The sequence below is a fragment of the Pseudomonas sp. PA-1-3F genome, assembly GCF_021609665.1.
Taxonomy (GTDB): domain Bacteria; phylum Pseudomonadota; class Gammaproteobacteria; order Pseudomonadales; family Pseudomonadaceae; genus Aquipseudomonas; species Aquipseudomonas paracarnis.
In genome coordinates, this window is record NZ_WJZD01000002.1 from 120,540 (window position 1) to 145,723 (window position 25,184).

Annotated in this window: 16 protein-coding genes; 13 read left to right on the forward strand and 3 right to left on the reverse strand. The window is 61.8% G+C overall.

Annotation, left to right across the window (positions count from 1 at the left end; translation table 11 throughout):
• Positions 1 to 11: 11 nt before the first annotated feature.
• Positions 12 to 4,691, forward strand: a complete 4,680-nt coding sequence (locus tag GIV26_RS01990) for a neuraminidase-like domain-containing protein (RefSeq protein ID WP_236279388.1) — start codon at positions 12 to 14, stop codon at positions 4,689 to 4,691.
• On the forward strand, positions 4,688 to 9,118 hold the full coding sequence (locus tag GIV26_RS01995) for a SpvB/TcaC N-terminal domain-containing protein (protein ID WP_236279389.1): 4,431 nt from the start codon (positions 4,688 to 4,690) through the stop codon (positions 9,116 to 9,118). The genes GIV26_RS01990 and GIV26_RS01995 overlap by 4 nt, the downstream gene beginning before the upstream one ends.
• Positions 9,119 to 9,172: 54 nt before the next feature.
• Here the strand turns inward: GIV26_RS01995 and GIV26_RS02000 are convergent, their stop codons facing one another.
• The 3 genes from GIV26_RS02000 to GIV26_RS02010 form a co-directional block, all read right to left on the reverse strand.
• On the reverse strand, positions 9,173 to 12,067 hold the full coding sequence (locus tag GIV26_RS02000) for an RHS repeat-associated core domain-containing protein (RefSeq protein ID WP_236279390.1): 2,895 nt from the start codon (positions 12,065 to 12,067) through the stop codon (positions 9,173 to 9,175).
• 129 nt (positions 12,068 to 12,196) lie between these two features.
• Positions 12,197 to 12,742, reverse strand: coding sequence for a putative natural product biosynthesis protein (locus tag GIV26_RS02005; protein ID WP_057977459.1), 546 nt, complete (start codon positions 12,740 to 12,742; stop codon positions 12,197 to 12,199).
• Between the two features lie 62 nt (positions 12,743 to 12,804).
• Complete coding sequence (locus GIV26_RS02010; RefSeq protein ID WP_054918556.1) at positions 12,805 to 13,188, reverse strand: DUF2946 domain-containing protein; 384 nt, start codon at positions 13,186 to 13,188, stop codon at positions 12,805 to 12,807.
• Between the two features lie 181 nt (positions 13,189 to 13,369).
• Between GIV26_RS02010 and GIV26_RS02015 the strand changes: the two genes are divergently transcribed.
• From GIV26_RS02015 to GIV26_RS02065, 11 genes are all read left to right on the forward strand, one after another.
• Entirely contained in the window at positions 13,370 to 13,978 is a 609-nt protein-coding gene (locus tag GIV26_RS02015) for an SCO family protein (protein ID WP_236279391.1), read from the forward strand.
• Positions 13,978 to 14,460 carry a copper chaperone PCu(A)C gene (locus GIV26_RS02020; protein ID WP_054896538.1) on the forward strand — a complete coding sequence of 161 codons (483 nt, stop codon included), beginning with the start codon at positions 13,978 to 13,980 and terminating at the stop codon, positions 14,458 to 14,460. The genes GIV26_RS02015 and GIV26_RS02020 overlap by 1 nt, the downstream gene beginning before the upstream one ends.
• A gap of 148 nt (positions 14,461 to 14,608) precedes the next feature.
• A complete protein-coding gene (locus GIV26_RS02025; protein WP_236279392.1) occupies positions 14,609 to 15,103 on the forward strand; it encodes a DUF1543 domain-containing protein in 495 nt (164 codons plus the stop codon).
• A 107-nt stretch (positions 15,104 to 15,210) separates the two neighbouring features.
• The gene (locus tag GIV26_RS02030) at positions 15,211 to 15,492 is read left to right on the forward strand and encodes a peptidylprolyl isomerase (protein WP_236279393.1); all 282 of its coding nucleotides are present in this window, start codon (positions 15,211 to 15,213) and stop codon (positions 15,490 to 15,492) included.
• A gap of 129 nt (positions 15,493 to 15,621) precedes the next feature.
• Positions 15,622 to 17,481: an extracellular solute-binding protein gene (locus GIV26_RS02035; RefSeq protein WP_236279394.1), complete on the forward strand. Its 1,860-nt coding sequence runs from the start codon at positions 15,622 to 15,624 to the stop codon at positions 17,479 to 17,481.
• A complete protein-coding gene (locus tag GIV26_RS02040) occupies positions 17,481 to 18,539 on the forward strand; it encodes a microcin C ABC transporter permease YejB (protein WP_005788805.1) in 1,059 nt (352 codons plus the stop codon). The genes GIV26_RS02035 and GIV26_RS02040 overlap by 1 nt, the downstream gene beginning before the upstream one ends.
• Positions 18,539 to 19,561: an ABC transporter permease gene (locus tag GIV26_RS02045; protein ID WP_236279395.1), complete on the forward strand. Its 1,023-nt coding sequence runs from the start codon at positions 18,539 to 18,541 to the stop codon at positions 19,559 to 19,561. The genes GIV26_RS02040 and GIV26_RS02045 overlap by 1 nt, the downstream gene beginning before the upstream one ends.
• 10 nt (positions 19,562 to 19,571) lie before the next feature.
• On the forward strand, positions 19,572 to 21,143 hold the full coding sequence (locus GIV26_RS02050) for an ABC transporter ATP-binding protein (protein WP_054896540.1): 1,572 nt from the start codon (positions 19,572 to 19,574) through the stop codon (positions 21,141 to 21,143).
• A gap of 145 nt (positions 21,144 to 21,288) precedes the next feature.
• On the forward strand, positions 21,289 to 22,680 hold the full coding sequence (locus GIV26_RS02055; protein ID WP_236279396.1) for a sigma-54 interaction domain-containing protein: 1,392 nt from the start codon (positions 21,289 to 21,291) through the stop codon (positions 22,678 to 22,680).
• Positions 22,681 to 22,975: 295 nt separating this feature from the next.
• Complete coding sequence (locus tag GIV26_RS02060) at positions 22,976 to 24,367, forward strand: GntP family permease (RefSeq protein WP_054896542.1); 1,392 nt, start codon at positions 22,976 to 22,978, stop codon at positions 24,365 to 24,367.
• Between the two features lie 7 nt (positions 24,368 to 24,374).
• On the forward strand, positions 24,375 to 25,148 hold the full coding sequence (locus tag GIV26_RS02065) for a 3-hydroxybutyrate dehydrogenase (RefSeq protein ID WP_236279397.1): 774 nt from the start codon (positions 24,375 to 24,377) through the stop codon (positions 25,146 to 25,148).
• Positions 25,149 to 25,184 lie beyond the last annotated feature (36 nt).

Genomic DNA, 25,184 nt, shown 5'->3' on the forward strand with positions numbered 1-25,184 from the left:
AAGGAATGACCATGTCTGACACCCTCACCCAACACCTCAACGAACACCTGCGCGACGCGATGCTGGGGTTCTACCTCAACAGCGTGCTGCCTGAAGACACGGCAGTGGCCGATACCGTCAAGACCGTAGACGATGTCTATACCTATTGGCTGCTCGACCCCCAGGTCAGCCATACGGTGCCCACCACCCGTGTCGCCAGCGCCATTGCCAGCCTGCAGCAGTACATCACAGGCATTTACCTGGGCCTGGAGCCCGGCTACGACGAACAGGGCATGAGCGCTGACGAGCAGACCGAGTGGCGAGACCAGTTGCTGTCCTATTCACTGTGGCGTGCCCACCAGCAACTCCAGCACTACCCGGCCACCTACCTGAGCCCTGCATTGCGCCATGACAAAAGCGACAACTTCAGGCAACTGGAGAACCAGCTCAACCAATTTCGCATCGAGCCTGCGCCGCTGCAGACAGCCGTCCACAGTTACCTCAGCCGCTTCGAAGCACTTGCCAACATCAAGACCCTCAATGGTTATATCGACGGTGATAAAGACAGCTTTGCCAGCAGCACTTATTACTTCACCGGCAAGTCCAGTCCGGAAAACACCTATTACTGGCGCACGCTGAAAATGGCCTCGGGCGACGCGGCCACTCCGCCAGCCTGGTCCTCCTGGCAAAAGATCCCGCTGTCGATTGACGATAACGTCCCCGAACAGACGATTCGCCCGGTGGTGTTCAACGGGCGCCTCTTCGTGGTGTGGGCCCAATGCATCAACCCGACGTCGTCGTCGAGGGACATCACCCCGATTGGACGAGGTGATGTCGAATCGGAGAGGGAATACCAACAACGGCTGGAAACCCGGATAAAGACCACCTATCTACAGTTGCGCTTGTACTTTTCCTATAAAAAACTGGATGACAGTTGGAGCGTGCCGCAGGCCTGCATTCAGGAATACAGCCTTGCACAGGGCCTTGACGAATTGAGCTCGGAAGACTTGATGAGTGCCACTGCGTCCATCGCCGTACTCGATTCAAAAAGCCAACCGCCGTCTCTGTTCCTGGGCCTGAGCGCACAGCCGAACCATCAAACGGCTTCCTCGCACAACGGCGTGCATCGGCATTTCTTTCAAGCGGTACGGCTGGATCAGCACTTCAACGTCCATTGGCTGGAAACTCTGGGCAGCACTCGGCGGATGTTCTCCTGGCATAAAGAGTCTGAACTGGCCGGGCGGTACCAGGCCCTGTTCGGGCACCACAACAGGTCAAGATTTCAATTCAGGGCGCCCGAAACGGTCCAGGTCAAAGTTCACTCCCTGACCAACAATGCGCCCCATGGCACCACCCATGGCTGGAATTACGAAGACAATCAACAGCATATCCGCAGTCTTTCGGCTGAGAGCGATATCCGGTTCAACCGAACGACGTCAGTACTGGAGGTCACCACCCGCCTGGCGAAACGCTTCGAACCGCACCGCACTGTCAGGTTCAGCAAGGCAGACGCAATGGCCAATTTGACCATCACCCTCAGCAGCAGCGGTCCTGCCCAGAACGAGATGCTGGCGTTAGGCCCCACCGCCGAGATTTTCCTGGAGAGCGCCAGGCTGGCAACCTTCTCCAACGTGCGCATCGACTTGACCCTCAAGTGCAACGAGACCGGCGTCAGCTATGCCCAATTCATAAAAAATGCAGCGAATCAGCCGACGACCTTTACCCTGCCGCAGATTGAAAAAGATCAAGAAACCCCGAAAAGCGCGACATTCAATCTGCGCGACCAACGCATTAGCCAAGAAGCCTTCGATTATTTTTTCAATACGCCGGACGCCACCTATACCGTCATTCTCTCGTTCTACAACAATCAAGCGGAGTCCAGCAGCCATGCCTACGACTTGGTACTGGACAAGGTCCAGGTCCAGCAGAAACAACGCCTGTACAAACCCGTGTTGATGTATCCCAGACAGGGACACAGCGCTTTACCGGAAAGCCCTCACCGCAATAACACGGTACTCGTCGGCCTGGCAGACGCCTCTCGGCGCACCCTGCGCGACACGTTCACTGAACTCTCCGAAACGCACACGCTTGAGGCGCAGATCGAACTCTCTCCCTCGACCTTGCACCCCTACGACGAGGACTCCACTGACACGACGGCTTCCACATTGACGCTGATTCACGGCGTGTTGCTACTGGAAAGCGATGTGCATTACCCCGACCCCATCATCCTGGGCTACGCGCTGAAAACCGCGACTTTCACCCTGCCGCCCGATAACAGCACCCCCATCATTCCACTGGCTCCGTTTATCCGGCGACTCGCTACCCCGCCCTATGGCACGGCAGAGTTCATCGACTTCAGCGGGTCCACTATCGAGTCTCTCGATAAGCCTGAAAACAAACGAGCGCCCATACGCACCAACACCTGCGTGGCCGGGCTGCTGGCAAAAACCGCGGGCGCAGGTTTGCATGAGCTGTTTGCGTTGGCGCCGGATGCCTGGCGCGAGCCGCCCTTGCCAGGCGAGAAAAAGCCCAGTCCCCTGGACTTTCACGGCCCCCATGGCACCTATTACTGGGAGTTGTTTCTTTACCTGCCCTGGCTGTTGGCACAACGCCTGAACCAGGAGCAACAATACGCCGAGGCCGAAACGTGGATACGCTACGTGTTCGATCCCGTACACCCATCCGGGTTCTGGCGCCTGCCTGCGCTGCTTACCAGTGCGCCACAACGCCACGACGTCTCGTCCGTGTCCCACCCATTGGCGACAAGCAGCGCGGTACATTTTCGTCAGGCGCTGTACCTGCTGTACGTCGACATCCTGCTCAATCGCGGGGATGCGGCCTACCGGCAAATGACCCGTGACGGCCTGGCCGACGCCAAGTTGTGGTACATCCGCGTCAAGGGCTTGCTCGGGCCAAGGCCGCCGCTCAACCCGGTCGATCCCTGGGCAGCCACGACCCTGGACAAACTGCAAAACCCTTCCACGCTCGACAGCACGACAGTACCTGCGGGCACCTCGCGGCTGTGTCGGTCCCTGAGCCCTGATCTGCTGCTGCGCTGGGACAAGATCGAATCTCGCCTGCACAACCTGCGCCATCACCTGGATCTGACCGGCAAACCCTTGAGTCTGCCGCTGTACGCCGCGACCCTGACGCCTCAAACGCTGCTTGCCGCGTACCAGCAAGGGGCGGTCGGCGCCAGCCTGCGCCCGTCGCTGCGCACCGCCCAGGCCGCGCACTATCGCTTCCAGGTGCTGCTGGGACACGCCTTGCAAGCGGTCGACAACCTGATCCAGTTGGGGACGACCTTATTGTCGTTGTTCGAACGCAAAGAGCAGGCCCAGTACCTGGAAACCCAGCAGCAGCAAGCCTGGGACTTGGCGAGGCTGGCCGTCGAGCAACAGGCCCAGGCCGTACAGTTCGATGCGAGGAACCAGGAGGCGCTGTTGGCAGGACGCCGCATGGTCGAAGCGCGGGTGGCGTTCTTCGAACAGCAGCTCAAGCGAGGCATCAGCCCGGCCGAGGCCCAGGCCACCCAGGAGTACCAGGACAGTGCGCGCTGGGACACCGCCGCCGCCGTGGCACAAGCCGGCGCGGGGCTGGCGATGCTGATACCGAATATTTTTGGCACCTCCAACGGCGGCGTGCGCTACGAGGGCGCTTTTCACGCCCTGCACGCGGCGTCCCAAGGCATTGCCAATGAAAAGCGCGCCAACGCTGCCCACCTGGACCGCACCGACCTGTTTGCCCGACGCGCCGCCGAGTGGGCCCATTCGCTTGAACAGGCACGCCTTGAGCTGGCCCAGGTCGACGCCCAACTGCAGGCTTATACCGAACAGCAAGCCCATACCCGCTTGCAACTGGCCCTGGCCCAGACCAGCCTGACCCAGGCACGAAGCCTGTACGACCAGCTCGGCAAACGCTTTACCAACGCCCAACTGTATCAATGGCTCAATGGCCAACTTTCCACTTTCTACTACCAAGCCTATGACTCGACCCTGTCGCTGTGCCTGGCGGCCGAGGCCTGCTGGCAGGAAGAACGGGCTCAGTGGGACAAGCACTTCATTCAAACCCAGCATTGGACCCATCAATATCGCGGCTTCAGCGCCGGCGAAGCGCTCAAGCAAAATCTACTGAGCATGAGTAACGCCTACGTCACCCACAACGAACGTTTGCTGGAGATCACTAAAACCGTGTCGCTGCGCCATCTGCACAGCCAAGACCCGATGGCCACGCGCGACATGCCCTGGGCCGCGCTTAAAGCCGAGCTGGTAAAAACCGGTACCTTGACCTTTGAACTGACCCTCAAGCTGTTTGACGACGACTACCCAGGCCATTACCTGCGGCGTATCAAGCACGTCAGTGTGTCCCTGCCCGCCACGCTGGGCCCCTATGAAGACATCAAGGCCATCCTGACCCAAACCGCCAATACCACGCACGTCACCCCCGCGACCAGACACACCGAAGCCGCGGTAAAAAAAGACCTGCGCGCCAAACAGCAAATCGCCCTGTCCAGCGGGCTCAACGACAGCGGCTTGTTCACCTTGAACTTCGACAGCGACGAACGTTACCTGCCGTTCGAATACACAGGAGCGATCTCCACCTGGCAACTGACCTTTCCCAACCATGCCCGGCAAAACGCTCTACTCGAATCCCTCACCGATATCATCGTGCACCTGCGCTACACCGCTAAAAACACCGGAGGTCAACGATGAGCGTGCAGCCGCCCGAACTCCTGGAACCTAAGATTCCTGCGCTGCCCAAGGGCGGTGGCGCCATCCAGGGCCCCGGCGCGCAATGGGGCGCCGTGGGCACACGGGGTGAGGCGTGCCTGGAGGTGCCCTTGCCCATTTCGCCGGGCCGTGGCTTCACGCCGGCCCTGAGCCTGGGTTATCGCAGCGCCCAAGGCAACGGGCCCTTCGGCCTCGGCTGGGCGATGTCGGCAGGCGCCATCAGTCGTGATACCCGCAAAGGCGTACCGGCCTACGGTGATGACGACCGTTTCATCAGCCCCCAAGGCATCGACATGATCCCTGAGCGTGATGCCGACGGCGAAATTCAGGCCACGACCTGGGACCACTATAACGGCCTGGCCCTGGACGAACCCCACCGAGTGGTGCGCTATTTTCCGGTGATAGAAGCGCGCTTCGACCGTATCGAGCATTGGTCTTGCGACAGCGACAAGGCCGGGTTCTGGTTGGTTCAGGGGGCCGACGGCTGCGTGCACCTGTTCGGCAAGACTCTGATCGCGCGCTGTGCAGACCCGAACGACGATCTACGTGTTGCCCAATGGCTGTTGCAGGAAAGCCTCAACCCGCTGGGTGAGCAGATCTATTACCACTACAAACACGACGACCAGCCACCAAGCGCCACCAGGGACTATCGCGCCCAGCGTTATCTGGCGCGGGTGTGCTACGGCAACCTCAAGCCCCTTGAGCACCTGGCGCTGTGGCGCGCGGACGCCCTCGCTGACAAGCAATGGCACTTCGAACTGCTGCTGGATTATGGTGAACGCCACACCGGCCTGAGCCAAGTGCCGACCTATGCCGAACAACACGCCTGGCCGGTCCGCAACGACCCGATCAGCAGTTATGCCTATGGCTTTGAACTCGGCACCCTGCGGCGGTGCCAGCAAGTGCTGATGTTTCATTACTTCCCCGACGAGCCGAGCCTGGGCGCCGAGCCGGTGCTGACGCGGCGTCTGTTGCTGGAGTACACCCATCGCCACGCCATCGGCAGTTGCCTGAACGCCGTGCACAACCAGGCCTTTGACGCCCAGGGGAACGCCAGTGCCTGGCCGCCCCTGGAACTGGCCTACAGCGCCTTCGTGCCGACGCTGGACGCCGCGCGCTACCAAGCGTTCGACGCCATGGCGGGCGTCAACGATGGGCAGCATTATCAACTGGTGGACCTGTACCGCGACGGCTTGCCGGGCATCCTGCACCGCACCGATAAAAGCTGGTATTACCGCGAGCCGCTCAGGGCCCCCGGCCCAGCCAGCAGCAATGCGCTGATCTATGGTCCATGGCAGGCCCTGCCACGCATCCCCCTCGCCGATACCGTCCAAGCCACGCGCCACGCACTGGCGGATCTTGACGGCGATGGGCATCTGGAATGGGTGGTGGCGCAACCGGGGCTGAGTGGTTTTTTCAGCCTCGACTCGCAGCGGCAATGGTCGGGTTTCGTGCCTTTTGCGGCGATGCCCCAGGAGTTTTTCCATCCCCACGGGCAACTGGCCGACCTGATGGGCAGTGGGAGGCTGGACCTGGCCTTGATCGGCAGCCGTAGCGTGCGCCTGTATGCTCAGCGCCAGGACGGCGGGTTTGATCCTGGCCAGGAGGTGCGCCATGCGCCCGACGATGAGGGGCTACCCACCCTCAGCCATTCGCCGGCTGAATTGATCGCCTTTTGCGACCCCCTGGGCAGCGGCCAACAACACCTGGTGCGTATCCGCCATAACGAAATCAAATGCTGGCCCAACCTCGGCCGTGGACGCTTCGGCAAAGGGTTTGTCTTCGCCACACTGGCGTTCGACCACGCCAGCTTCGATGCCGCCCATATTCGCCTCGCCGACCTGGATGGTTCAGGCGCGGTGGACCTGATTTACCTGGCGCCTGAACACGTACAGATCTATATGAACCGCGCCGGCAGCGGGCTGGCATCGGAGCCACTGACATTGCCTTGGCCCGAGGGCGTGCGACATGACGCGACGTGCCAGGTCAGCTTTGCCGACCTTCAAGGCCTGGGCTGTTCCAGCCTGATCCTGAGCGTGCCGCACATGACCCCCCAGCACTGGCGGTATGACTTCGTCAGTCTCAAACCGTATTTGTTAACCGCCACGCTCAACAACCGGGGGGCCACCACCCAGCTGAGCTACCGCAGCAGCGCCCAGGAATGGCTCGACGAAAAACAGCACTGGCAAACCCTGGGAGTGCCCCAAGGCAGTAGCCTTGCGTTCCCAGTGCAGGTGGTCAAGCGGCAACAGCAAAAGGACCTGGTCAGCGGCAACCGCTCCACCCAGTATTTTCGTTACCGGCAAGCCTGCTATGACCGTGAGGAGCGCCAGTTCCTCGGCTTTGGCCTGGTGTTGCACACCGAGCAACCCCCTACGGCCGATGCGCAGCCTGGGGTGTTGACCAAACGCTGGTTCCACACCTTTGAGCCCTCGCAGGAGGCTTTTTACCCGGGCGACCCACAGGCGCCCGCGCTGGGGCCAACCCTGCTGGGCCAGTTGGAGGCCGGGCGCACAGGAGACACGCTGATCGCCACGCCCGTCGCAACCACCCGCCGCGCGATGCAGCGTGCATTGGCGGGGAGCCTGCTGCGTGAAGAGGTGTATGCCGCCGCCGATTCGCCACCACAGGCAGTGCCGTATTCGGTGCAGCAACAGCGCTATCTCATACGGCAATTAAGCCCGTCGGCCAAGGCCGGCGAACCGGCGGTGCTGCTGCCACTGTTGCTGGAGTCGCTGACCTGTCGCTACGAGCGCCAACCGGACGACCCGTGCTGCCGGCACATCCTCAATCTGCGCTGGGACCGCTACGCCGGCAATCTCCACAGCGTGGTGGTCGACTATGCCCGTCGCAGGACAGCCAGCGACTCCCCACCGCCTGGGCCAGCCCACCAGCAGCAGTGGTGGCGTGACGCACACGACTCAGCGCAGCAGACGTATTACCTCAACGAAACCCGCGCCCGCTTCATTCACCTGGACGCCGCGCAGCGCTGGCGCTTGCACTTGCCCTACCAGCAACGAAGCAACGTGCTGGTGCTGAGCAAAGAGGCGTTAGCGATTGAAAAAATAAGCTATGAACACTTCATCGCGCAGGGCCCGTCCGATCCATTGGGAACAGCGGCCGAACGCAGTCTGGGGGGGCTGTCGGTGCAGCACTACTGCGTGGCGGAGCACACCGAACCCTTGCCGGCCGGCACCGCGAGTTTTCAGGCGCTGCCTGCCTATATCGAGACAGCCGAACTCGATCAGCAAGCGCTGGAGGTATATGAGGGCCGCACTGTCACTGCTACGCTCAGTGCACAGCACTATCAGGCCATGGCCGCGTTCCTGTCACCGGACCCCGGGCAGGACGAGGCCATCACCCTGTGGTCCCTCTGCCAGGGTTACACCCGCTACGGCCAGGCCGAAATGTTCTATCGGCCTCGTCGGCATCAGGCGAGTCTGAGCCATGGGTTCACGCAGTCCGAGTACGACCGCTATGGGCTGTACATCATCAAAGTGCAATTGGCGGACGGCTGCACGACCCAGGCGCAGTACGACTACCGCCTTGGCCTGCCGGTGACGGTGACTGACGCACAGCGTACACAACGCTACGCGCACTACGACGCCCACGGGCAGCTGCTGGCGACCGGCCTCAAGGGTGAGGAGCAAGGAAAGCCCGTGGGCCATGACGCCCCTACGCCCTTCATCCGCTCGCCCGATACGGGCCCGGCGCAGGCCCTGGCTGATCCGAAGGCGGCGTTGCTCAACGCTCAAAGCGCGTGCTTCTACGACGTGTTCAGTTGGATGGGGCGCATTCCACCCGCCAGCATCCAGGCGCAATGGGTAAGCAACGGTTACCTGCTGCCCAGCGGGCATATTCGTGCCTCGGCGTTGGCACGCCTGAACAGCCTGAGCGCTGCGCTCCCCCATCATCAAACCCTCAAGCGCCTGATTCAGGCGGCCAGGCAAGTGCCGGTGCACGTCGTGGTACTGCACGCCGACCGTTGGCAAGGCACGTCGCAAACGGCGCAGATCCAGGTAGCCCTCGCCTTCAGCGACGGCTTTGGCCGCGTGCGGCAAACCCAGGAAAAGGCGCAACCGGGCCCGGCCTTTGCAGTCGATGACGCCGGTATGTTGAGCGCGGGTGCCGAGCCAACCGATGCCACTCGCCGTTGGCGGATCAGCGGCCGTGTGGAGTATGACAATCAGGGTTGCCTGGCGCGCACCTGGCGACCTTACTTTGCCGACCGTGCCGGCTATATCGACGATGCGGCCTTCAACACCTTGCGTCCCAGCGAGCAGCACTTTCATGACGCGTTGGGGCGCCCGGTACGCGTGCTCAATGCCAATGGCGACACGCGGCGCCAGACCTACTGCGCCTGGTACAGCATCGCTGAAGACGAAAACGACACGCACGCGCCGGCCTGACAACAGAGCCGGGCCGTTACACGGCCCGCGCTCCTTGGCCTGACGTTGCGCGTATTAACGGCGGTGAGGGTCCATCACCCTGACCGCCCGATAGTTAAGCCCACTGATGTGCTGGATCATCACCCGATAGGCGCCACGACCGCGCTGCCCGCGATAACGCGGCAAGTCAAAACTGCGGACATTCTGCCCACCCGCCATGGAATGGCCGGTATGAAAATCCAGTGTGCGGTCTTCCAGCCGATCAATCACCCTTCTGAGAATTTCACCTCCCGGGCCATGTAATTCATTCTGAATAGGTGTGACGTCAATCTCGAGGGGCTCAGGCACCAGCCCGGAGGAAGGTCCCGGGCTTACCGGCTGCGCGGCGGGCACCTCAGAAGCGGAGCCTCTGCGGCCCACGCTCGTGACCCTGGTTTGCGGTTGTACTTCGGTGTGGGTCAGCCCAGCCGCTGGCAGCGGGCTGGCGCCCACTTTGCGAGCCGGGGCGCGCAGTTCTATGCCTACAAACCCCAACCTGGCAAGCGTAAAGCTAGGGTTACGCTCCGTTCGTGAGGCTGTTTCAGCCCGGTCCCGATGCTCGGTGGGCCCAACGTACCCATAGAGACCGCCCCGCGCTGCCGGGGTCAGCCCGTAGGACAGACTCTTAGTGTCAGCGGTAGCCAGACGGTGTTCCAGGAAAAAGTCCGCCAACTCGCTGACTTCATGTTCGGTAGCGCCCTGTCTGCGGCCCAGCTCTTGCGCACCGACCGTTACGGACTGCTCATAGAACGCTCTGCGCTGAACGTCAGTGGTGCCTAATCGCTGAAGCGCGTAAAGCGCCACGCCCACCACACCTGAAATCAGCCCGAAATAAGCCAGTTCAGCCCTATAGCCTATCTCTACCCCTACTCCGTGCCCGATCAACAACACCAGGAGCAGAACCGTCACCACCTCCAGCATCGAGCGGCGCTGCAAACCGTCTTCGTCTACATAACCCATGGGGTTGTTCCCCACCATCGCATACAGGTTCAACCCATCCACATCCCCCGCCGGGTCAGCGCTGATCCACCGCAACAACCACGGCGCGTAGTACCTGAAGCCGTAGTAATACAGCCCGCTGGCGTCGCGCTCCTTGCCCGAATAACGTCGGGTTTTATAGTTCGCCTCCAAGGCACTTTTTGCCGCCCACCAGGCAGTAGCGCCGAATGGGTAATAACTTTCCTGGCTCAACAGGCCGGCTGCCTCGTCCAGCTCCAGAGTGCCGCTGCCCAAATGATCGTCGAGGCTGAACCGCAGTTGCTCGTCCTGCATCTCGTCGGGGCGCTGCTGCTCCCACTGCAGACCTCTGACCGAATGGCGCCCGCCCGGAGCAAGCACCACGTTCAACCACTCGCCATCCGGCCCGTGGCGATGCAGCTCCAGCCCTGGCAGATAAAGCACTTCATGGGTGTGAGTCTGCGTCTTGCCATGTGCCACGCGACGCTTGATGACTCGCTGGCCGGCGCCGTCGTACAGATACACCTCATCGTCATGTTCGCCATTGTCACGCAGCACCTGCGCGACGCGAACCAACTGGTTGCGCCCATTCCAGGTCAACGCCTGACCAGGCGCCAGGGCCTGGAGATTGCCACGTTGGTCGAAGCCGTTGCCCAGGCCCGGCGCCTTTGCGCCCTCGCGGGCAATCACGCTGTGATTGCTGTGTTCACCCACCTGCATCCGTTGGGTATAACCGCTGCCGGTGCTGGGCACATGGCGCATCTGCGTCAGGTTACTGGCCGAGTCGTAGGCATAGTGGCGGGTGTAGTTGCCCCAGAGGTTGTCGTCTGTGGCGCCGAACGTGATTCGCCCCGGCAGTGCGGATGCGCCGGTATTGCGCGCGTTTTCACGGCCGGTGGCCTTGATCAATCGCGACAGGCTGTCGTATTCGAATGTGCTTACTGCCTCCACCTGCACGTTGCTGGCCCAGCGGGTCGGCTGCGCAGCATCGCGGATGCGCAACACATTGCCGACCCGGTCGTAGCTGTAGAAGAGGTCTTGCAGTCGCTTGCCTGCCGAATCCTTATGGTGGGCGCTCAAGCGTGTCAAACGTCCATCGGTGTCCGAATACTCGGCAACGCTGACCACGCCATTACCCAAGCGTTCGCTCAACACCTGGCCCGAGGCGTTGACGCTGCGTTGATCCACCAGGGTCTTGCGCGCTCCGCTTTTGAACAGGATCTCGCTTTTCGTCAATTGGCCGTCGACACCGTATTGAGATTGCTGGCGATTGCCGCGCGCGTCGACCTGCTCCAGGCGTTGCCCCAGCGCATCGTGCTGCCAGGTGGTGGTGAAGGTCTGGGCTTGCAACTGTGCATCCCGCTCACTCACGGGCAGCGGCCAGTCGGGCGCGGTGTGCGACGTGCACAGGCGCCGGGTTTGCTCGGTGATGTTGCCTTGCACGTCGTAGCGCTCAACGAGCAACGTGCCTGCCGGGTCATCGTGACGAATCATGCGCCCACAGCGATTGCGCGCCGCCTCCGTGGACGTCATGCCCGCGTAACTCACGCGCTCGACACAGCGTTCAGCCGCCACCTCCTCCGCGCGCTCGAATACCGCGACGGGGCGCAGCAACGGGTCGTATTCGAACCGCTGGCGCGTGCCTCGACTGTCCCACTGTTGCACGACCTGGCCGCCACTGCCGAGCAAGCGCGTCTGACGGCCCGCATCCGCGCTGTCGGTGCTCAGCACTTGCCCGCTCAAGCTATAACGATGAGACAGATTGGGCAGCACGTCGGGATCGGCAGCGTGCAACTCGAACAGCCTGGGGTCCCACTGTTGCTGCAACAGGCCGCGAGCGTCGAACACCTGCCGCGTGACCTGCGCGCTGGGTGATTGCTGCGCGGTATTGCGATGGTACGCCACGCTGCGCACGGTCAACCCTCGCGGGTCGACCACCGTCAGCGTGGGCGTGTTGTGATGCAAAGAAGACATAACCTGATGACCTGGAAACCAAAGAAGCCTAGAGCCTAGTCATCAAGCCGGTGCCAGCCTGCGGGCTCCGCACGCTGCGCAGTGTGCGGCGCTTCCGAGGGTGTCGTGAGGCTTACCGGACGCGGCGCTTCATGGCACCGGCAGCCAACCGCTGAAAGCACCTTGGGCACCCAACGGGGACCAGGCAAAATCCCAGGCGGGCGACGGCAATGCCGGTCGCGGCGCGGCTATCGAAGGGTGGCCCTTCCAGTCGAACAGGGTGCAATCACGCCAGCTCAAGACAATGCCTGCCGCCGGGCTGTCATCCGTCAGCACCCAACGCGCAGCAGCGGCGGCCATGAAGGCCTCGATCGGTTCCTCATCGATCTGTGTGCAGTACGCCGAACTCAGCAACCAGCGGCATACGTTCAGATGGTACGTCCAGTCCAGCGGCGGCTGGTTGCGATAGGCCCAGGTCATGAAGGCGCGAAACAGGTTCAAGCCCTCCGGTGGGTCGAGCTTGAGCAACGCCGGGCAGATGTCGAACAAGGTATGCCAGTGAGGCAACAGGCGTGCATCCAGGTGCACGAAGCAGCGCGAATTACTCGGGTAATCAGACAGCGCCGGTTGCGCACGCAGGCGCCGCGACGCCTTGCTGACCAGGCGGCCGGCGCCGGCAGGCAATTGAGGGTTCATAGAGTGTTCTCACAATCGTGACGAGAGAATGCCTCCTGGTTACAGGAAGCCCAAGGCACACGTCAGGATGCGGGAGAAGCGCGGGGGTTGGCCGAGGGCCAGGAATAGCGCGGCGGCGCCTTATTGCGCCGCTCATGGGCGACACGCGGGGCTTGGGTGAGGCCGAGCAGCCAGGCCAGGCCGATCAGAAACACCAGGGCAACGGTAACCGCGTTGCACACCGGGCAGGCAAAGTAGTTCGAGATGTTGCTGGAGGACGGGTTCGCCAACCCTTTGTCGGAAATTGGCGACTGCCCGCCGTCCACCGAACAGAACAGCCCGCCGATGCCGTTGAGCTGCTGCCCCATCATCTGGCCATGCCCCAAACCGCAGGCGAACAGGTTCATCAGCACGCAGAAGTACAGGGCCCAGGCGATCAGTGAGCGGTCAGAGTGGCGCAATTTCATGGCGGCGACTCTACCACCGAAGCCATAAAAGAAAGAAATGCGACGCGCCCCTGTGGCAGAACGTCGCAGATTACGCGCGCCGGCCAGGGTTGCTAGACTCTGCACCCTTCTCGTTACTCCTTTTCAAAGCCTGGCGGAGCAGCTCCACGGCCCTACAGGCGTTTCACAGGATGCACAGTTGATGAGTACGTTATTCACCCGCCGCAAAGTGCTGACCGGCATGGGCCTATTGGGCCTGGGCAGCCTGCTGGGCGGCTGTGACTACAGCCCCAAGCTGAACTTCAAGTACGGCAAGGACCTCAGTGACAAGATCATGGGCCGCACCTTCAAGCTCAAGAACACCGACGGCGAAACCGTCACCCTGAGCTCGTACCGCGGCCTGATGCCGGTGGTGTTCTTCGGCTTCACCCAGTGCCCGGCCGTCTGCCCGACAGCCCTGGCCCGCGCCGCCCAGGCCAAGAAGCTGATGGGCCGCGATGGCAAGATCATGCAGGTGGTGTTCATCACCCTGGACCCCGAGCGCGACCCCCCCGAAATTCTCGACAACTACGTCAAGGCCTTCGACCCAAGCTTCGAAGCGCTCTACGGTACCCCGGAAGAAATCGCCGTGGCCGCCAAGGAGTTCGGGATCTTTTATGAAAAGATCCCCGCCGGCGACACTTATACCCTCTCCCACACCGCCACCAGTTTCGTGTTCGACACCCGTGGCAACCTGCGCCTTGGGTTGCAGGCATCCCTTACCGCTCAAGAGTGCGCAGAAGACCTGCTCACCGTCATGGAGGTCTGCTAATGACTGCCGTTCAACACCTCAAGCGTCTCACCCTCGGTCTAACCCTGCTGGGCCTCGCTGCCCACGCCAGTGCCCAGGTACAAGTCACTGACGCCTGGGTACGCGCCTCCGTAGTGGGCCAACCGTCCAGTGGCGCCTTCATGACCCTCACAGCCGACAGCGACAGCAAACTGTTGAGCGTGGCATCGCCAGTGGCCAAGGACGTGCAGATTCATGAGATGAGCATGAAGGACGACGTCATGCGCATGGGCCCGGTGGGCTCGGTGGCCCTGCCTGCCGGCAAAGCCGTCAAGCTCGACCCCAACGGCTACCACGTCATGTTGATGGGCCTGACCGGCCAGATCAAGGAAGGCGACCAGGTACCACTGACCCTTACGGTAGAAGATGCCAAGGGTGAAAAGCAGGCCGTCGAAGTGAAGGCGACGGCGCGTGGGCTGGATGGCATGGACCACAGCAAGATGGACCATAGCAAGATGCATTGATTGCGCAAACAAGCCTGCAGCGCTTGCTCTGCTCCCCGGTAACGTTGGTTGAGGGTTGTCCCTCAACCATACATAGAATCTCCCACAGTTTGATTGCCGGGAGTGATCAGATAGGCTGTCAGGCCGCCCGCCCCAGGAATCATCGGTAATGCTGTTCGTCGTCATGCTCGGGGGCAAGCACCCGCGGGCCAGGATCGAAGTACACGATGTGGTGTTCGCCGTGGCGGACACCCTGCAAGCCACCTACCCGCAATTACGCGACGCCTGGTTCGGCAGCCCCAAAGGCGTACACATCGATTCATGGATGGCCGTCGATGGCGTCGACGGCTGGAAGGTTGAACTGAGCCACCTGGCGCCCCACGGCGATGCACTCCGCCTGTACTTCATCAACCTGGGCGGTTACGAAGCCAATAGCTTTGGCGAGTCCCATCACTACCTGCTGGTGGTCGCCCGTAACAAACAGGAGGCCATGGGCAAAGGCAAGCAGCAGATGCTCAGCCACTGGTCCCAGGCCCACACCGACGCGGTGCTGGATATCGACGACTGCCTGCCCATCGACCTGGTGGACGGCCGCTATATCCACCTGGTGCAAGCGGGGCACCGCCCGATCGTGCAGCGCAACGACTACCTTGTGCTGCCTTGAATCCTCACGGCGAAAACAGTGCCGGCTGAAACCCAGTGGAACTTTGCCGAGAAATAACCGCCTGAATCCGGTACGCTCACCGTTTTTTACTCTAGGAGTTACTCACCATGGCCAAAGCCACCGCCCGTCACATCCTCGTTGCCTCTGAAGACAAGTGCAACGAACTCAAGGCCCAAATCGAAGGCGGCGCTGATTTCGCAGAAATCGCTAAAGCCAACTCCAGCTGCCCATCCAGCAGCCAGGGCGGTGACCTTGGTTCGTTCGGCCCAGGCCAGATGGTCAAGGAATTCGACACCGTGGTATTCAGTGCCCCGGTCAACACCGTGCAAGGCCCGGTGAAGACTCAGTTCGGCTACCACCTGCTGGAAGTCACCAGCCGCCAGGATTGATTCAATCCGCGCTGATGCTATAAACAACGGCCCGCCCTTTGGTGGGCCGTTGTGCATCTGATGACTGGCGATGCCCAGGCCGTTAGCGTACAAATCCTTATGACTCTTACCCGGCGCTCAAGGCTGATAATGCGATTGGCTTTTTCATCTCTGCTCTGTTCCACCCTGGCCTTGCTAATGGCCAGCACTGCGGTGATCGCAGCCCCGCAAACCTACCTGACGGTGTACGGCGAGCCCGCCAAATACGCCGAAGGTTTCAGCCATTTCGACTATGCCAACCCCAACGCTCCCAAGGGCGGCAGCCTGCGGCGTTCCGCGCTGGAGGTGGGGCGGTTTGACCATGTGCTGCCGTATATCGACAAAGGCATCGGCGTATCCCAGGTCGACGGCTGGGTGTATGCGCCCTTGGCGTTGCGCTCGCTGGATGAGCCTTACACCGTCTACGGCCTGGTGGCGCAAAAGATGGAGCGCGCCGACGATGGCCTGTCACTGCGCTTCTACCTGAACCCCAAGGCGCGCTTTGCCGATGGCAAGCCCATCACCGCGCAAGACGTGCGCTACAGCTTTGACGTGTTGATGACCCAAGGCAGCCTGCGCTATCGCACGTTATTTGCAGACGTCAAACACGTCGAAATCGAAGGCGAACGACAGGTGCGCTTTGATTTTTCCAGCAACGAAAACCGCACCCTCCCTCTGGATCTCGCCACTTTGCCGGTGTTCCCCGAGCACTGGTGGAAGACCCGCGACTTTGCCAACGGCGGCGGCTACGAAGCGCCACTGGGCAGCGGCCCTTACAAGGTCAGCAAGATCGACTCCGGCAGTACCATCACCTTCACCCGCGACCCCGACTGGTGGGGCAAGGACTTGCCGGTCAGCCGCGGCTTGTACAACTTCGATCACCTGAGCCTGGAGTACTTCGGCGACACCGAAGTAGCGCGCCAAGTGCTACGCGGCGGCGCCTATGATTTCAACCGTGAATTCTCCGCCACCGGTTACTCCATCGGCTACAACGGCCCGGCCCTGGACGATGGCCGTCTGCAGCGCGCGCACCTGGCCAAGGAGATGCCGCAGCCGGCCCAGGGCTATGTGTTCAATGTGCAAAAACCGATGTTCAAGGATCGCCGCGTGCGCCAGGCCCTGGCGATGCTGTGGGACTTTGAATGGGCCAACCGCCAGATGATGCGCAACCTGTACATCCGCCAGCAGAGCTATTTCTCCAATAGCCCGCTGGCCGCCAGCCAGTTACCGAACCCGGAAGAACTGGCGATCCTCGAACCCCTGCGCGGTCAGGTTCCCGACGAGGTGTTTACCCAGGTGTTCAAGGCCCCGGTCACCGATGGCAGTGGCATGATCCGCGACAAACAGCTGCAAGCCTTGGCCCTGCTGGAAGACGCCGGCTGGAAACCTGTGGGCGACAAACTCGTCAATGCCCAGGGCGAGCCACTGGAATTCACCTTCCTCAACGTCCAGAACGGCCTTGAGCGCCTGTTGCTGCCCTACAAACGCAACCTGGCGCAGATCGGCATCACCCTGAATATCCGCCGCATCGACTCCTCGCAATACGTCAACCGACTGATGGCCCGCGACTACGACATGATCGTCACGGGTTTCCCGGTCACCACCTCGCCCGGCATGGAGCTGTACAACTATTTCGGCTCTGCCGCCGCGTTCGATTCGGGCGCCAACAACTACATCGTGCTCAAGGACCCGGCCGTCGATACCCTGATCCATGGCCTGGTCAAGGCTGACACCCAGGCGAAGATGCTCACCTATGCCCACGCCCTGGACCGCGTGCTGCAATGGAATTACCTGTGGATCCCCAACTATTACCCACCGGGCACCTCCGCCGCATGGTGGAACCGTTTCGGGCGCCCGGCCATCGAGGCGAAGAACGACGAAGCCCTGGAAACCTGGTGGGAAGTCAGCCCCACCCCGCTGACGAACGAACAAATGCAGGCTGAGTTGAAAAAACGCGGAGAGGCCCACTGATGTTTGCCTATATCGTACGGCGCCTGCTGCTGATCATCCCGACGCTGGTGATCATCCTGCTGGTGAACTTCGTGATCGTGCAGGCCGCGCCCGGCGGGCCGGTGGAGCAAGCCATCGCCCACTTGCAAGGCATTGGTGGCGGAGGTGTGGCGGGCGCATCCGGCGAAGGCATCAGCGGCTCGCGAGCCAGCCGCGGCCTGGACCCGAAGCTGATCAAGGACATCGAAAAACAATACGGCTTCGACAAATCCGCGCCGGAACGCCTGTGGTTGATGCTCAAGAACTATGCCCAATTGGACTTCGGCAACAGTTTCTTCAGAGGCGCAACGGTAACTGACCTGATCCTGGAAAAGATGCCCGTCACGATTTCCCTCGGCCTGTGGGCCACGCTGATCACCTACCTGGTGTCGATCCCGCTGGGCATACGCAAGGCCGTGCGCCATGGCAGCAGCTTTGATATGTGGAGCAGCACGGCCATCGTCATCGGTTACGCGATGCCGGCGTTCCTGTTTGCGATGTTCCTGATCGTGGTGTTCGCCGGCGGTACCTCGCTGAACTGGTTCCCGGTACGCGGGCTGGTCTCGGAAAACTTCGCCGAACTGAGCACCGTGGGCAAAATCGCCGACTATTTCTGGCACCTGGTACTGCCAGTAACGGCGCTGGTGATCGGCGGCTTTGCCACCTTGACCATCCTGACCAAGAACTCGTTCCTCAATGAAATTACCCGCCAATATGTGGTCACCGCCCGCGCCAAGGGTTTGAGCGAACGCCGGGTGCTGTACGGTCACGTGTTCCGCAATGCGATGTTGCTGGTGATCTCGGGGATTCCCCAGGCGTTTATCAGTGTGTTTTTTGCCGGCTCGCTGCTGATCGAGGTCATCTTCTCCCTCGATGGCCTGGGCCGCATGAGCTACGAGGCGGCCGTGTCCCGCGACTACCCGGTGGTGTTCGGCTCGCTGTTTATCTTCACCCTGTTCGGCCTTCTGATAAAACTCATCGGTGACCTGTGCTACACCCTGGTGGACCCGCGTATCGACTTCGCCGCGAGGAACGCCTGATGCTCAACCTGTCTCCCGTGGCTCGCCGGCGTTTCGAACGCTTCAAGAAAAACCGCCGTGGCTGGTGGTCGCTGTGGCTGTTTATCGGCCTGTTTATCCTGACCCTGGGCGGCGAGTTGATCGCCAATGACAAGCCGCTGGTGCTCAGTTTCAAGAACGAGCTGTATTTTCCGGTGTTCAAGCGCTACACCGAGCAGCAGTGGGGTGGGCAGTTGCCGTTCCGGGCGGACTACCGCAGTGATTACGTGAAAAAGCTGATCAAGAGGGAGGGCGGCTGGATGCTGTTCCCGCCGATTCCGTTCAGCGATGACACGCCCAACTACGAACTCTCCCGCCCTGCCCCGAGCCCGCCGTCGGCGGTGAACTGGCTGGGCACCGATGACCAGTCCCGCGATGTGTTGGCCCGGGTGATCTTTGGTGCACGGGTGTCGATCCTGTTTGCCCTGGCCCTGACCGCCATCAGCGCCGTCATTGGCATTGCCGCCGGGGCGTTGCAGGGGTACTACGGTGGCTGGGTGGACTTGCTCGGCCAGCGCATCCTCGAGGTGTGGTCTGGCCTGCCGGTGCTGTACCTGCTGATCATCCTGTCGGGGTTTGTGGAGCCGAACTTCTGGTGGTTGCTGGGGATCATGGCGCTGTTTTCCTGGCTGGCCCTGGTGGACGTGGTGCGCGCCGAGTTCCTGCGCGGGCGCAACCTGGAATACGTCAAGGCCGCACGCGCCCTGGGCCTGGGCGATGGCAAGATCATTCGTCGGCACATCCTGCCCAACGCCATGACCGCGACCCTCAGCTATTTGCCGTTCATTTTGACCGGGGCGATATCCACCTTGAGCGCCCTGGATTTCCTTGGCTTCGGCATGCCCGCCGGCAGCGCGTCCCTGGGCGAGCTGATCGGCCAGGGCAAGCAGAACCTGCAAGCGCCGTGGCTGGGCTTGACGGCGTTTTTCACCCTGGCGCTGATTCTGTCGTTGCTGGTGTTTATCGGCGAGGCACTGCGTGATGCCTTCGACCCCCGCTCATGAGTGACTGCGTATGAACCTGATCGAAATCCGCGACCTGTGCGTCGCCTTCAACGGCCAGACCGTCGTGCGCAACCTGAGCCTGGACGTGCGCCCTGGCGAGTGCCTGGCGCTGGTGGGCGAGTCGGGCTCGGGCAAGTCGGTGACGGCCCATTCGATCCTGCAACTGCTGCCGCAAGCCGGCACCGAAACCCTGGGCTCCATCAAGTATCGCGGCCAGGAACTGATCGGCGCCTCACCGAGTACCTTGCAAAAATTGCGCGGCAACCGCATTGCCATGATCTTCCAGGAGCCGATGACCTCCCTCAACCCGCTGCACAGCATCGAAAAGCAGATCGGCGAAACCCTGCTGCTGCACAAGGGCCTGGGCGGCAAGGCGGCGCAGGCGCGCATCCTCGAATTGCTGGAACTGGTGGGCATCCAGAAACCCCAGGAACGGCTCAAGGCCTACCCCCATCAATTGTCCGGCGGCCAACGCCAGCGAGTGATGATCGCCATGGCCCTGGCCTGCGAGCCCGAACTGCTGATTGCCGACGAGCCCACCACGGCGCTGGACGTGACGGTGCAGCGCAAGATCCTGCTGCTGCTCAAGTCCTTGCAACAACGCCTGGGCATGTCGCTGCTGCTGATCAGCCATGACCTCAACCTGGTGCGCAGTATCGCCCAGCGGGTCTGCGTGATGCGTGCCGGGGAAATCGTCGAGCAGGCTGACTGCCAGGCCTTGTTCACCGCACCGCAGCATCCCTACAGCCGCCTGCTGCTGGACGCCGAGCCCTCGGGCGATGTGCTGTGCAGCGAGCCCCGTGAGACGGTACTGGAAGTGGATGACCTGAGCGTGCAATTCCCCCTCGGTGGCGGGCTGTTCCGGGCCAAGACCTACCTGCGCGCGGTGGACGGCATCAGCCTCAGCGTGCAGCGCGGCAAAACCCTGGGGATTGTCGGCGAGTCCGGTTCCGGCAAGTCCACCCTGGGCCAGGCTATCCTGCGCTTGCTCGACTCCAGCGGCGGCATTCGCTTCCAGGGTGAGGCCCTGGACCCGCTCAACCATCAGCAGATGCGCCCATGGCGCAAGCAGATGCAGGTGGTGTTCCAGGACCCCTATGGCAGCCTCAGCCCGCGCATGTCGGTGCAGCAGATCATCAGCGAGGGCCTGGAAGTACACGCGCCGTGCAGCCTGGCCGAGCGTGACGCGCAAGTCATACAGGTGCTCAAGGACGTGGGCCTCGACCCTGCCAGCCGACATCGCTACCCCCATGAGTTTTCCGGTGGCCAGCGCCAACGCATCGCCATTGCCCGCGCCCTGGTACTCAAGCCAGCGCTGATGCTGCTCGACGAACCGACCTCGGCCCTCGACCGTACAGTGCAGAAACAAGTGGTGGCGCTGCTGCGCGAACTGCAGGACAAATACGGCCTGACCTACCTGTTTATCAGCCATGACCTGGCGGTAGTGCGGGCCATGGCCCATGACATGATCGTGGTCAAGGATGGCAAGGTGGTAGAGCGTGGCGCGAGCCATGATGTGTTCGAATCGCCCCAACACCCGTACACCAAAGAACTGCTGGCAGCAGCGCACATCCCTTTGTGAGATGAGATTGTTCCCACGCTCTGCGTGGGAACACAACCCGAGACGCTCCGCGTCGTGTCTTGGCCCTACGCCAAGTGACGCAGAGCGTCACGGTAGACATTCCCACGCAGAGCGTGGGAACGATCATTAACAGGATTCTGTACCCATGAGTACCAGCCTCAAGGACTACCAACAGGTTCGCGGCCTGGCCATCCAGTCGCTGTTCGAGATCATCGAGCAGTCCAGCGAGGGCACAGTCATCGTCGACCGCGATGCGAACATCGTGTGGATGAACGAGCGTTACGCCAAGCGTTTTGGCCTCAAGAGCGCCGACCAAGCCATCGGCCAGCCTTGCGAGCAGGTGATTTCCAACAGCCTGCTGCGCCAGGTGGTGCGCAATGACCGGCCGATCCTGCTGGACATCCAGGACACCCCCAAGGGCCCGCTGGTGGTGATGCGCCTGCCGATCCACGACGAGGCAGGGGCGGTGATCGGCGCGATTGGGTTTGCGCTGTTCGATGAACTGCGCAACCTGTCGCCGCTGATCGAGCGCTACCTGAGCATGCAGCAGGAGCTGGCCTCCACGCGCTCGCTGCTGCGTTCGCGGCAAAGCAAATACAATTTTGCGCACTTTATCGGCACCAGCGCCGCCAGCCTTGAGGTCAAGCGCCGAGCGCGGCGCAGTGCGAGTGCCGAGTCGCCGGTATTGCTGCTCGGGGAAACCGGCACCGGCAAGGAGCTGCTGGCCCAGGCCATTCACGGCGCATCGCCACGGGCGCACAAAGCCTTTGTGAGCGTCAACAGCGCGGCGATCCCCCATGATCTGCTTGAAGCCGAATTCTTCGGCACCGCACCCGGCGCCTTTACCGGTGCCGACCGCAAGGGTCGCCCCGGCAAGTTCCAGATTGCCCAGGGCGGCACGTTGTTTCTCGATGAAATCGGCGACATGCCGCTGCCACTGCAAAGCAAATTGCTGCGGGTGTTGCAGGAAAAGGAATTCGAACCGGTGGGCTCCAACGAGATGCTGCACAGCGATGTGCGGGTGATTGCCGCGACGTCCATGGACTTGGAAGCGGCGATCAAGCGTGGCGAGTTTCGCGCCGATCTGTATTACCGCCTCAACGTGCTGCCGATCCAGGTGCCGCCGCTGCGTGAACGGCTGGAGGATATTCCGGCGCTGAGCGAGGCGATCCTTGAGGAGTTGCGCAGCCAGCACGAACTGGACCGCGATGCCCTGGCGCTGTTGGCCCAACATGCCTGGCCGGGCAATATCCGCGAGCTGCGCAATGTGCTGGAGCGGGCGGCGTTGCTGAGTGATGACTTGGTGTTGAATGCCGAGGAGATACGCACAGCGATTGGCACTTTTACGCCGGTTGAACGCCGTGCGCTGGTGTCGATGGAGGAAGAGACATTCAGTGCGGCACGGGAACGGTTTGATCGGCAGGTGATCGCAGCCGCGCTCACGGCGTGTGAAGGGAATGTGGTAGAGGCAGCCAAGCGGTTGGGGCTTGGGCGGTCAACGTTGTATAAAAAAATGCTGGCTCTTGGAATAACTTAGTCTCATTAAAGAGACTACATTCCCATTATGGAGACAATCCTGTGTGGGAGCTGGCTTGCCTGCGATCGCGTTGGTTCAGCTAGAGAATATGGCACTGTTACACCGCTATCGCAGGCAAGCCAGCTCCCACAAGGGATCTCCACTCGTCTCTCGATTGAGACTGCCTTCTGGAAAACCGTCTTTAAAAAGTAAATAAATTCATATATATCAACAACTTAAAAATCTGGCACACATCTCGCTATAGCTTCCTCCCACAGCCTCACCCACAACAATAACAATCCGATGGAGACACACCATGAGTGTGATCATTGCCCTGGCCGCGCTCGCGCTGCTGATGCTGGCCGCCTACCGTGGCTATAGCGTTATCCTGTTCGCCCCCATCGCCGCCCTTGGCGCGGTGCTGCTCACCGACCCGTCCGCCGTCGCACCTGCCTTTACCGGGGTGTTCATGGAAAAGATGGTCGGTTTTATCAAGCTGTATTTCCCGGTATTCCTGCTCGGTGCGGTGTTCGGCAAGCTCATTGAGCTGTCGGGGTTTTCGCGCTCGATCGTGGCCGCTGCGATCCGCTTGCTCGGCACGCGCCAGGCGATGCTGGTGATTGTGCTGGTCTGCGCCCTGCTCACCTACGGTGGCGTGTCGCTGTTCGTGGTGGTGTTTGCGGTGTACCCGTTTGCCGCCGAGATGTTCCGCCAGAGCAATATCCCCAAGCGCCTGATCCCGGCGACCATCGCCCTCGGTGCGTTCTCGTTCACCATGGACGCCCTGCCCGGCACGCCGCAGATCCAGAACATCATCCCCAGCACCTTCTTCAACACCACCGCCTGGGCGGCGCCGTGGCTGGGGCTGATCGGCACGATCTTCGTGTTTTGCGCCGGTATGCTCTACCTCGCGCGCCAGCGCAACAAAGCCCAGCGCGCCGGTGAAGGTTATGGCACCGAGCTGCGCAATGAGCCGGAAACCGCCGACAACCTTGCCTTGCCCAACCCATGGGTCGCGCTGTCGCCGCTGATCCTGGTGGGGGTGATGAACCTATTGTTCACCCACTGGATCCCGCAGTGGTACGGCAAGACCCACAGCCTCAGCCTGCCGGGCATGAGCGCGCCGGTGACCACCGAAATCGCCAAGCTCACCGCGATCTGGGCGGTGCAGGCGGCATTACTGGTGGGGATTATCGTGGTGCTGGTGTTCGGCTTCTCGGCGATCAAGAGCAAGCTGGCCGAAGGCAGTAAAAGCGCGGTAAGCGGTGCGCTGCTGGCGGCAATGAACACCGCCTCGGAATACGGCTTTGGCGCAGTAATCGCCTCGCTGCCAGGTTTTCTGGTACTGGCGGACTGGCTCAAGGGCATCCCCAACCCACTGGTCAACGAAGCGATCACCGTGACCTTGCTGGCCGGTATCACTGGCTCCGCTTCCGGCGGCATGAGCATCGCCCTGGCGGCGATGTCCGAGAGCTTCATTGCAGCCGCCCACGCGGCCAATATCCCCCTTGAGGTGCTGCACCGAGTCGCGGCCATGGCCAGCGGCGGCATGGACACCCTGCCCCACAACGGCGCGGTGATCACCCTGCTGGCGGTCACCGGGTTGACCCACCGCGAAGCCTACAAGGACATTTTTGGCATCACGATCATCAAGACCCTTGCGGTGTTCGTGGTGATCGGCACTTTCTACGCCACCGGCATTGTGTGAGGTTTTCATGACAACTTTGAATGGCAAGACCGCCCTGGTCACCGGCTCCACCAGCGGTATCGGCTTGGGGATTGCCCTGAGCCTGGCCAAGGCCGGCGCCAACCTGATTCTCAACGGCTTTGGCGACGCCAGCGCGGTGGTCGCCCAGGTGCAGGCGTTTGGCGGCAAGGTCGGGCATCACCCGGCCGACGTCAGCGACCCCGCGCAAATCGTCGACATGCTCGCCTATGCCGAGCGCGAGTTCGGTGGCGCGGACATCCTGGTCAACAATGCCGGTATCCAGCATGTGGCAGCGGTAGAAGACTTCCCTGTGGAGCGCTGGGATTCGATCATCGCCATCAACCTGTCCTCGGTGTTCCACAGCACACGCCTGAGCTTGCCGGGCATGAAGGCCAAGGGCTGGGGGCGTATCGTCAATATCGCCTCGGTGCATGGGCAAGTCGGCTCAGTGGGCAAGGCGGCGTATGTGGCGGCCAAACATGGGGTGATCGGCCTCACCAAGGTGGTGGGCCTGGAAACCGCCACCAGCAATGTCACCTGCAACGCCATCTGCCCGGGCTGGGTGCTGACGCCGCTGGTGCAGAAGCAGATTGATGATCGCGTGGCCACTGGAATAGACCCCCAGCAGGCGCAGCAGGATCTGTTGGCAGAGAAACAGCCGTCGCTGGAGTTTGTGACGCCGTCGCAGCTCGGGGAGCTGGTGCTGTTCTTGTGCAGTGAAGCCGGTGCCCAGGTGCGCGGCGCGGCCTGGAACATCGACGGTGGCTGGCTGGCCCAGTAAACCCGTGATGATCGTTCCCACGCTTTGCGTGGGCGC

Coding starts and splice junctions, on each gene's coding strand:
- GIV26_RS02030 (WP_236279393.1), top strand. CDS start 15,211: ATGGCCAAAGCCACCGCCCGTCACATCCTCGTTGCCTCTGAAGACAAG.
- GIV26_RS02055 (WP_236279396.1), top strand. CDS start 21,289: ATGAGTACCAGCCTCAAGGACTACCAACAGGTTCGCGGCCTGGCCATC.
- GIV26_RS02025 (WP_236279392.1), top strand. CDS start 14,609: ATGCTGTTCGTCGTCATGCTCGGGGGCAAGCACCCGCGGGCCAGGATC.
- GIV26_RS02040 (WP_005788805.1), top strand. CDS start 17,481: ATGTTTGCCTATATCGTACGGCGCCTGCTGCTGATCATCCCGACGCTG.
- GIV26_RS01990 (WP_236279388.1), top strand. CDS start 12: ATGTCTGACACCCTCACCCAACACCTCAACGAACACCTGCGCGACGCG.
- GIV26_RS02050 (WP_054896540.1), top strand. CDS start 19,572: ATGAACCTGATCGAAATCCGCGACCTGTGCGTCGCCTTCAACGGCCAG.
- GIV26_RS02035 (WP_236279394.1), top strand. CDS start 15,622: ATGCGATTGGCTTTTTCATCTCTGCTCTGTTCCACCCTGGCCTTGCTA.
- GIV26_RS02010 (WP_054918556.1), bottom strand. CDS start 13,188: ATGAAATTGCGCCACTCTGACCGCTCACTGATCGCCTGGGCCCTGTAC.
- GIV26_RS02060 (WP_054896542.1), top strand. CDS start 22,976: ATGAGTGTGATCATTGCCCTGGCCGCGCTCGCGCTGCTGATGCTGGCC.
- GIV26_RS01995 (WP_236279389.1), top strand. CDS start 4,688: ATGAGCGTGCAGCCGCCCGAACTCCTGGAACCTAAGATTCCTGCGCTG.
- GIV26_RS02065 (WP_236279397.1), top strand. CDS start 24,375: ATGACAACTTTGAATGGCAAGACCGCCCTGGTCACCGGCTCCACCAGC.
- GIV26_RS02045 (WP_236279395.1), top strand. CDS start 18,539: ATGCTCAACCTGTCTCCCGTGGCTCGCCGGCGTTTCGAACGCTTCAAG.
- GIV26_RS02020 (WP_054896538.1), top strand. CDS start 13,978: ATGACTGCCGTTCAACACCTCAAGCGTCTCACCCTCGGTCTAACCCTG.
- GIV26_RS02005 (WP_057977459.1), bottom strand. CDS start 12,742: ATGAACCCTCAATTGCCTGCCGGCGCCGGCCGCCTGGTCAGCAAGGCG.
- GIV26_RS02015 (WP_236279391.1), top strand. CDS start 13,370: ATGAGTACGTTATTCACCCGCCGCAAAGTGCTGACCGGCATGGGCCTA.
- GIV26_RS02000 (WP_236279390.1), bottom strand. CDS start 12,067: ATGTCTTCTTTGCATCACAACACGCCCACGCTGACGGTGGTCGACCCG.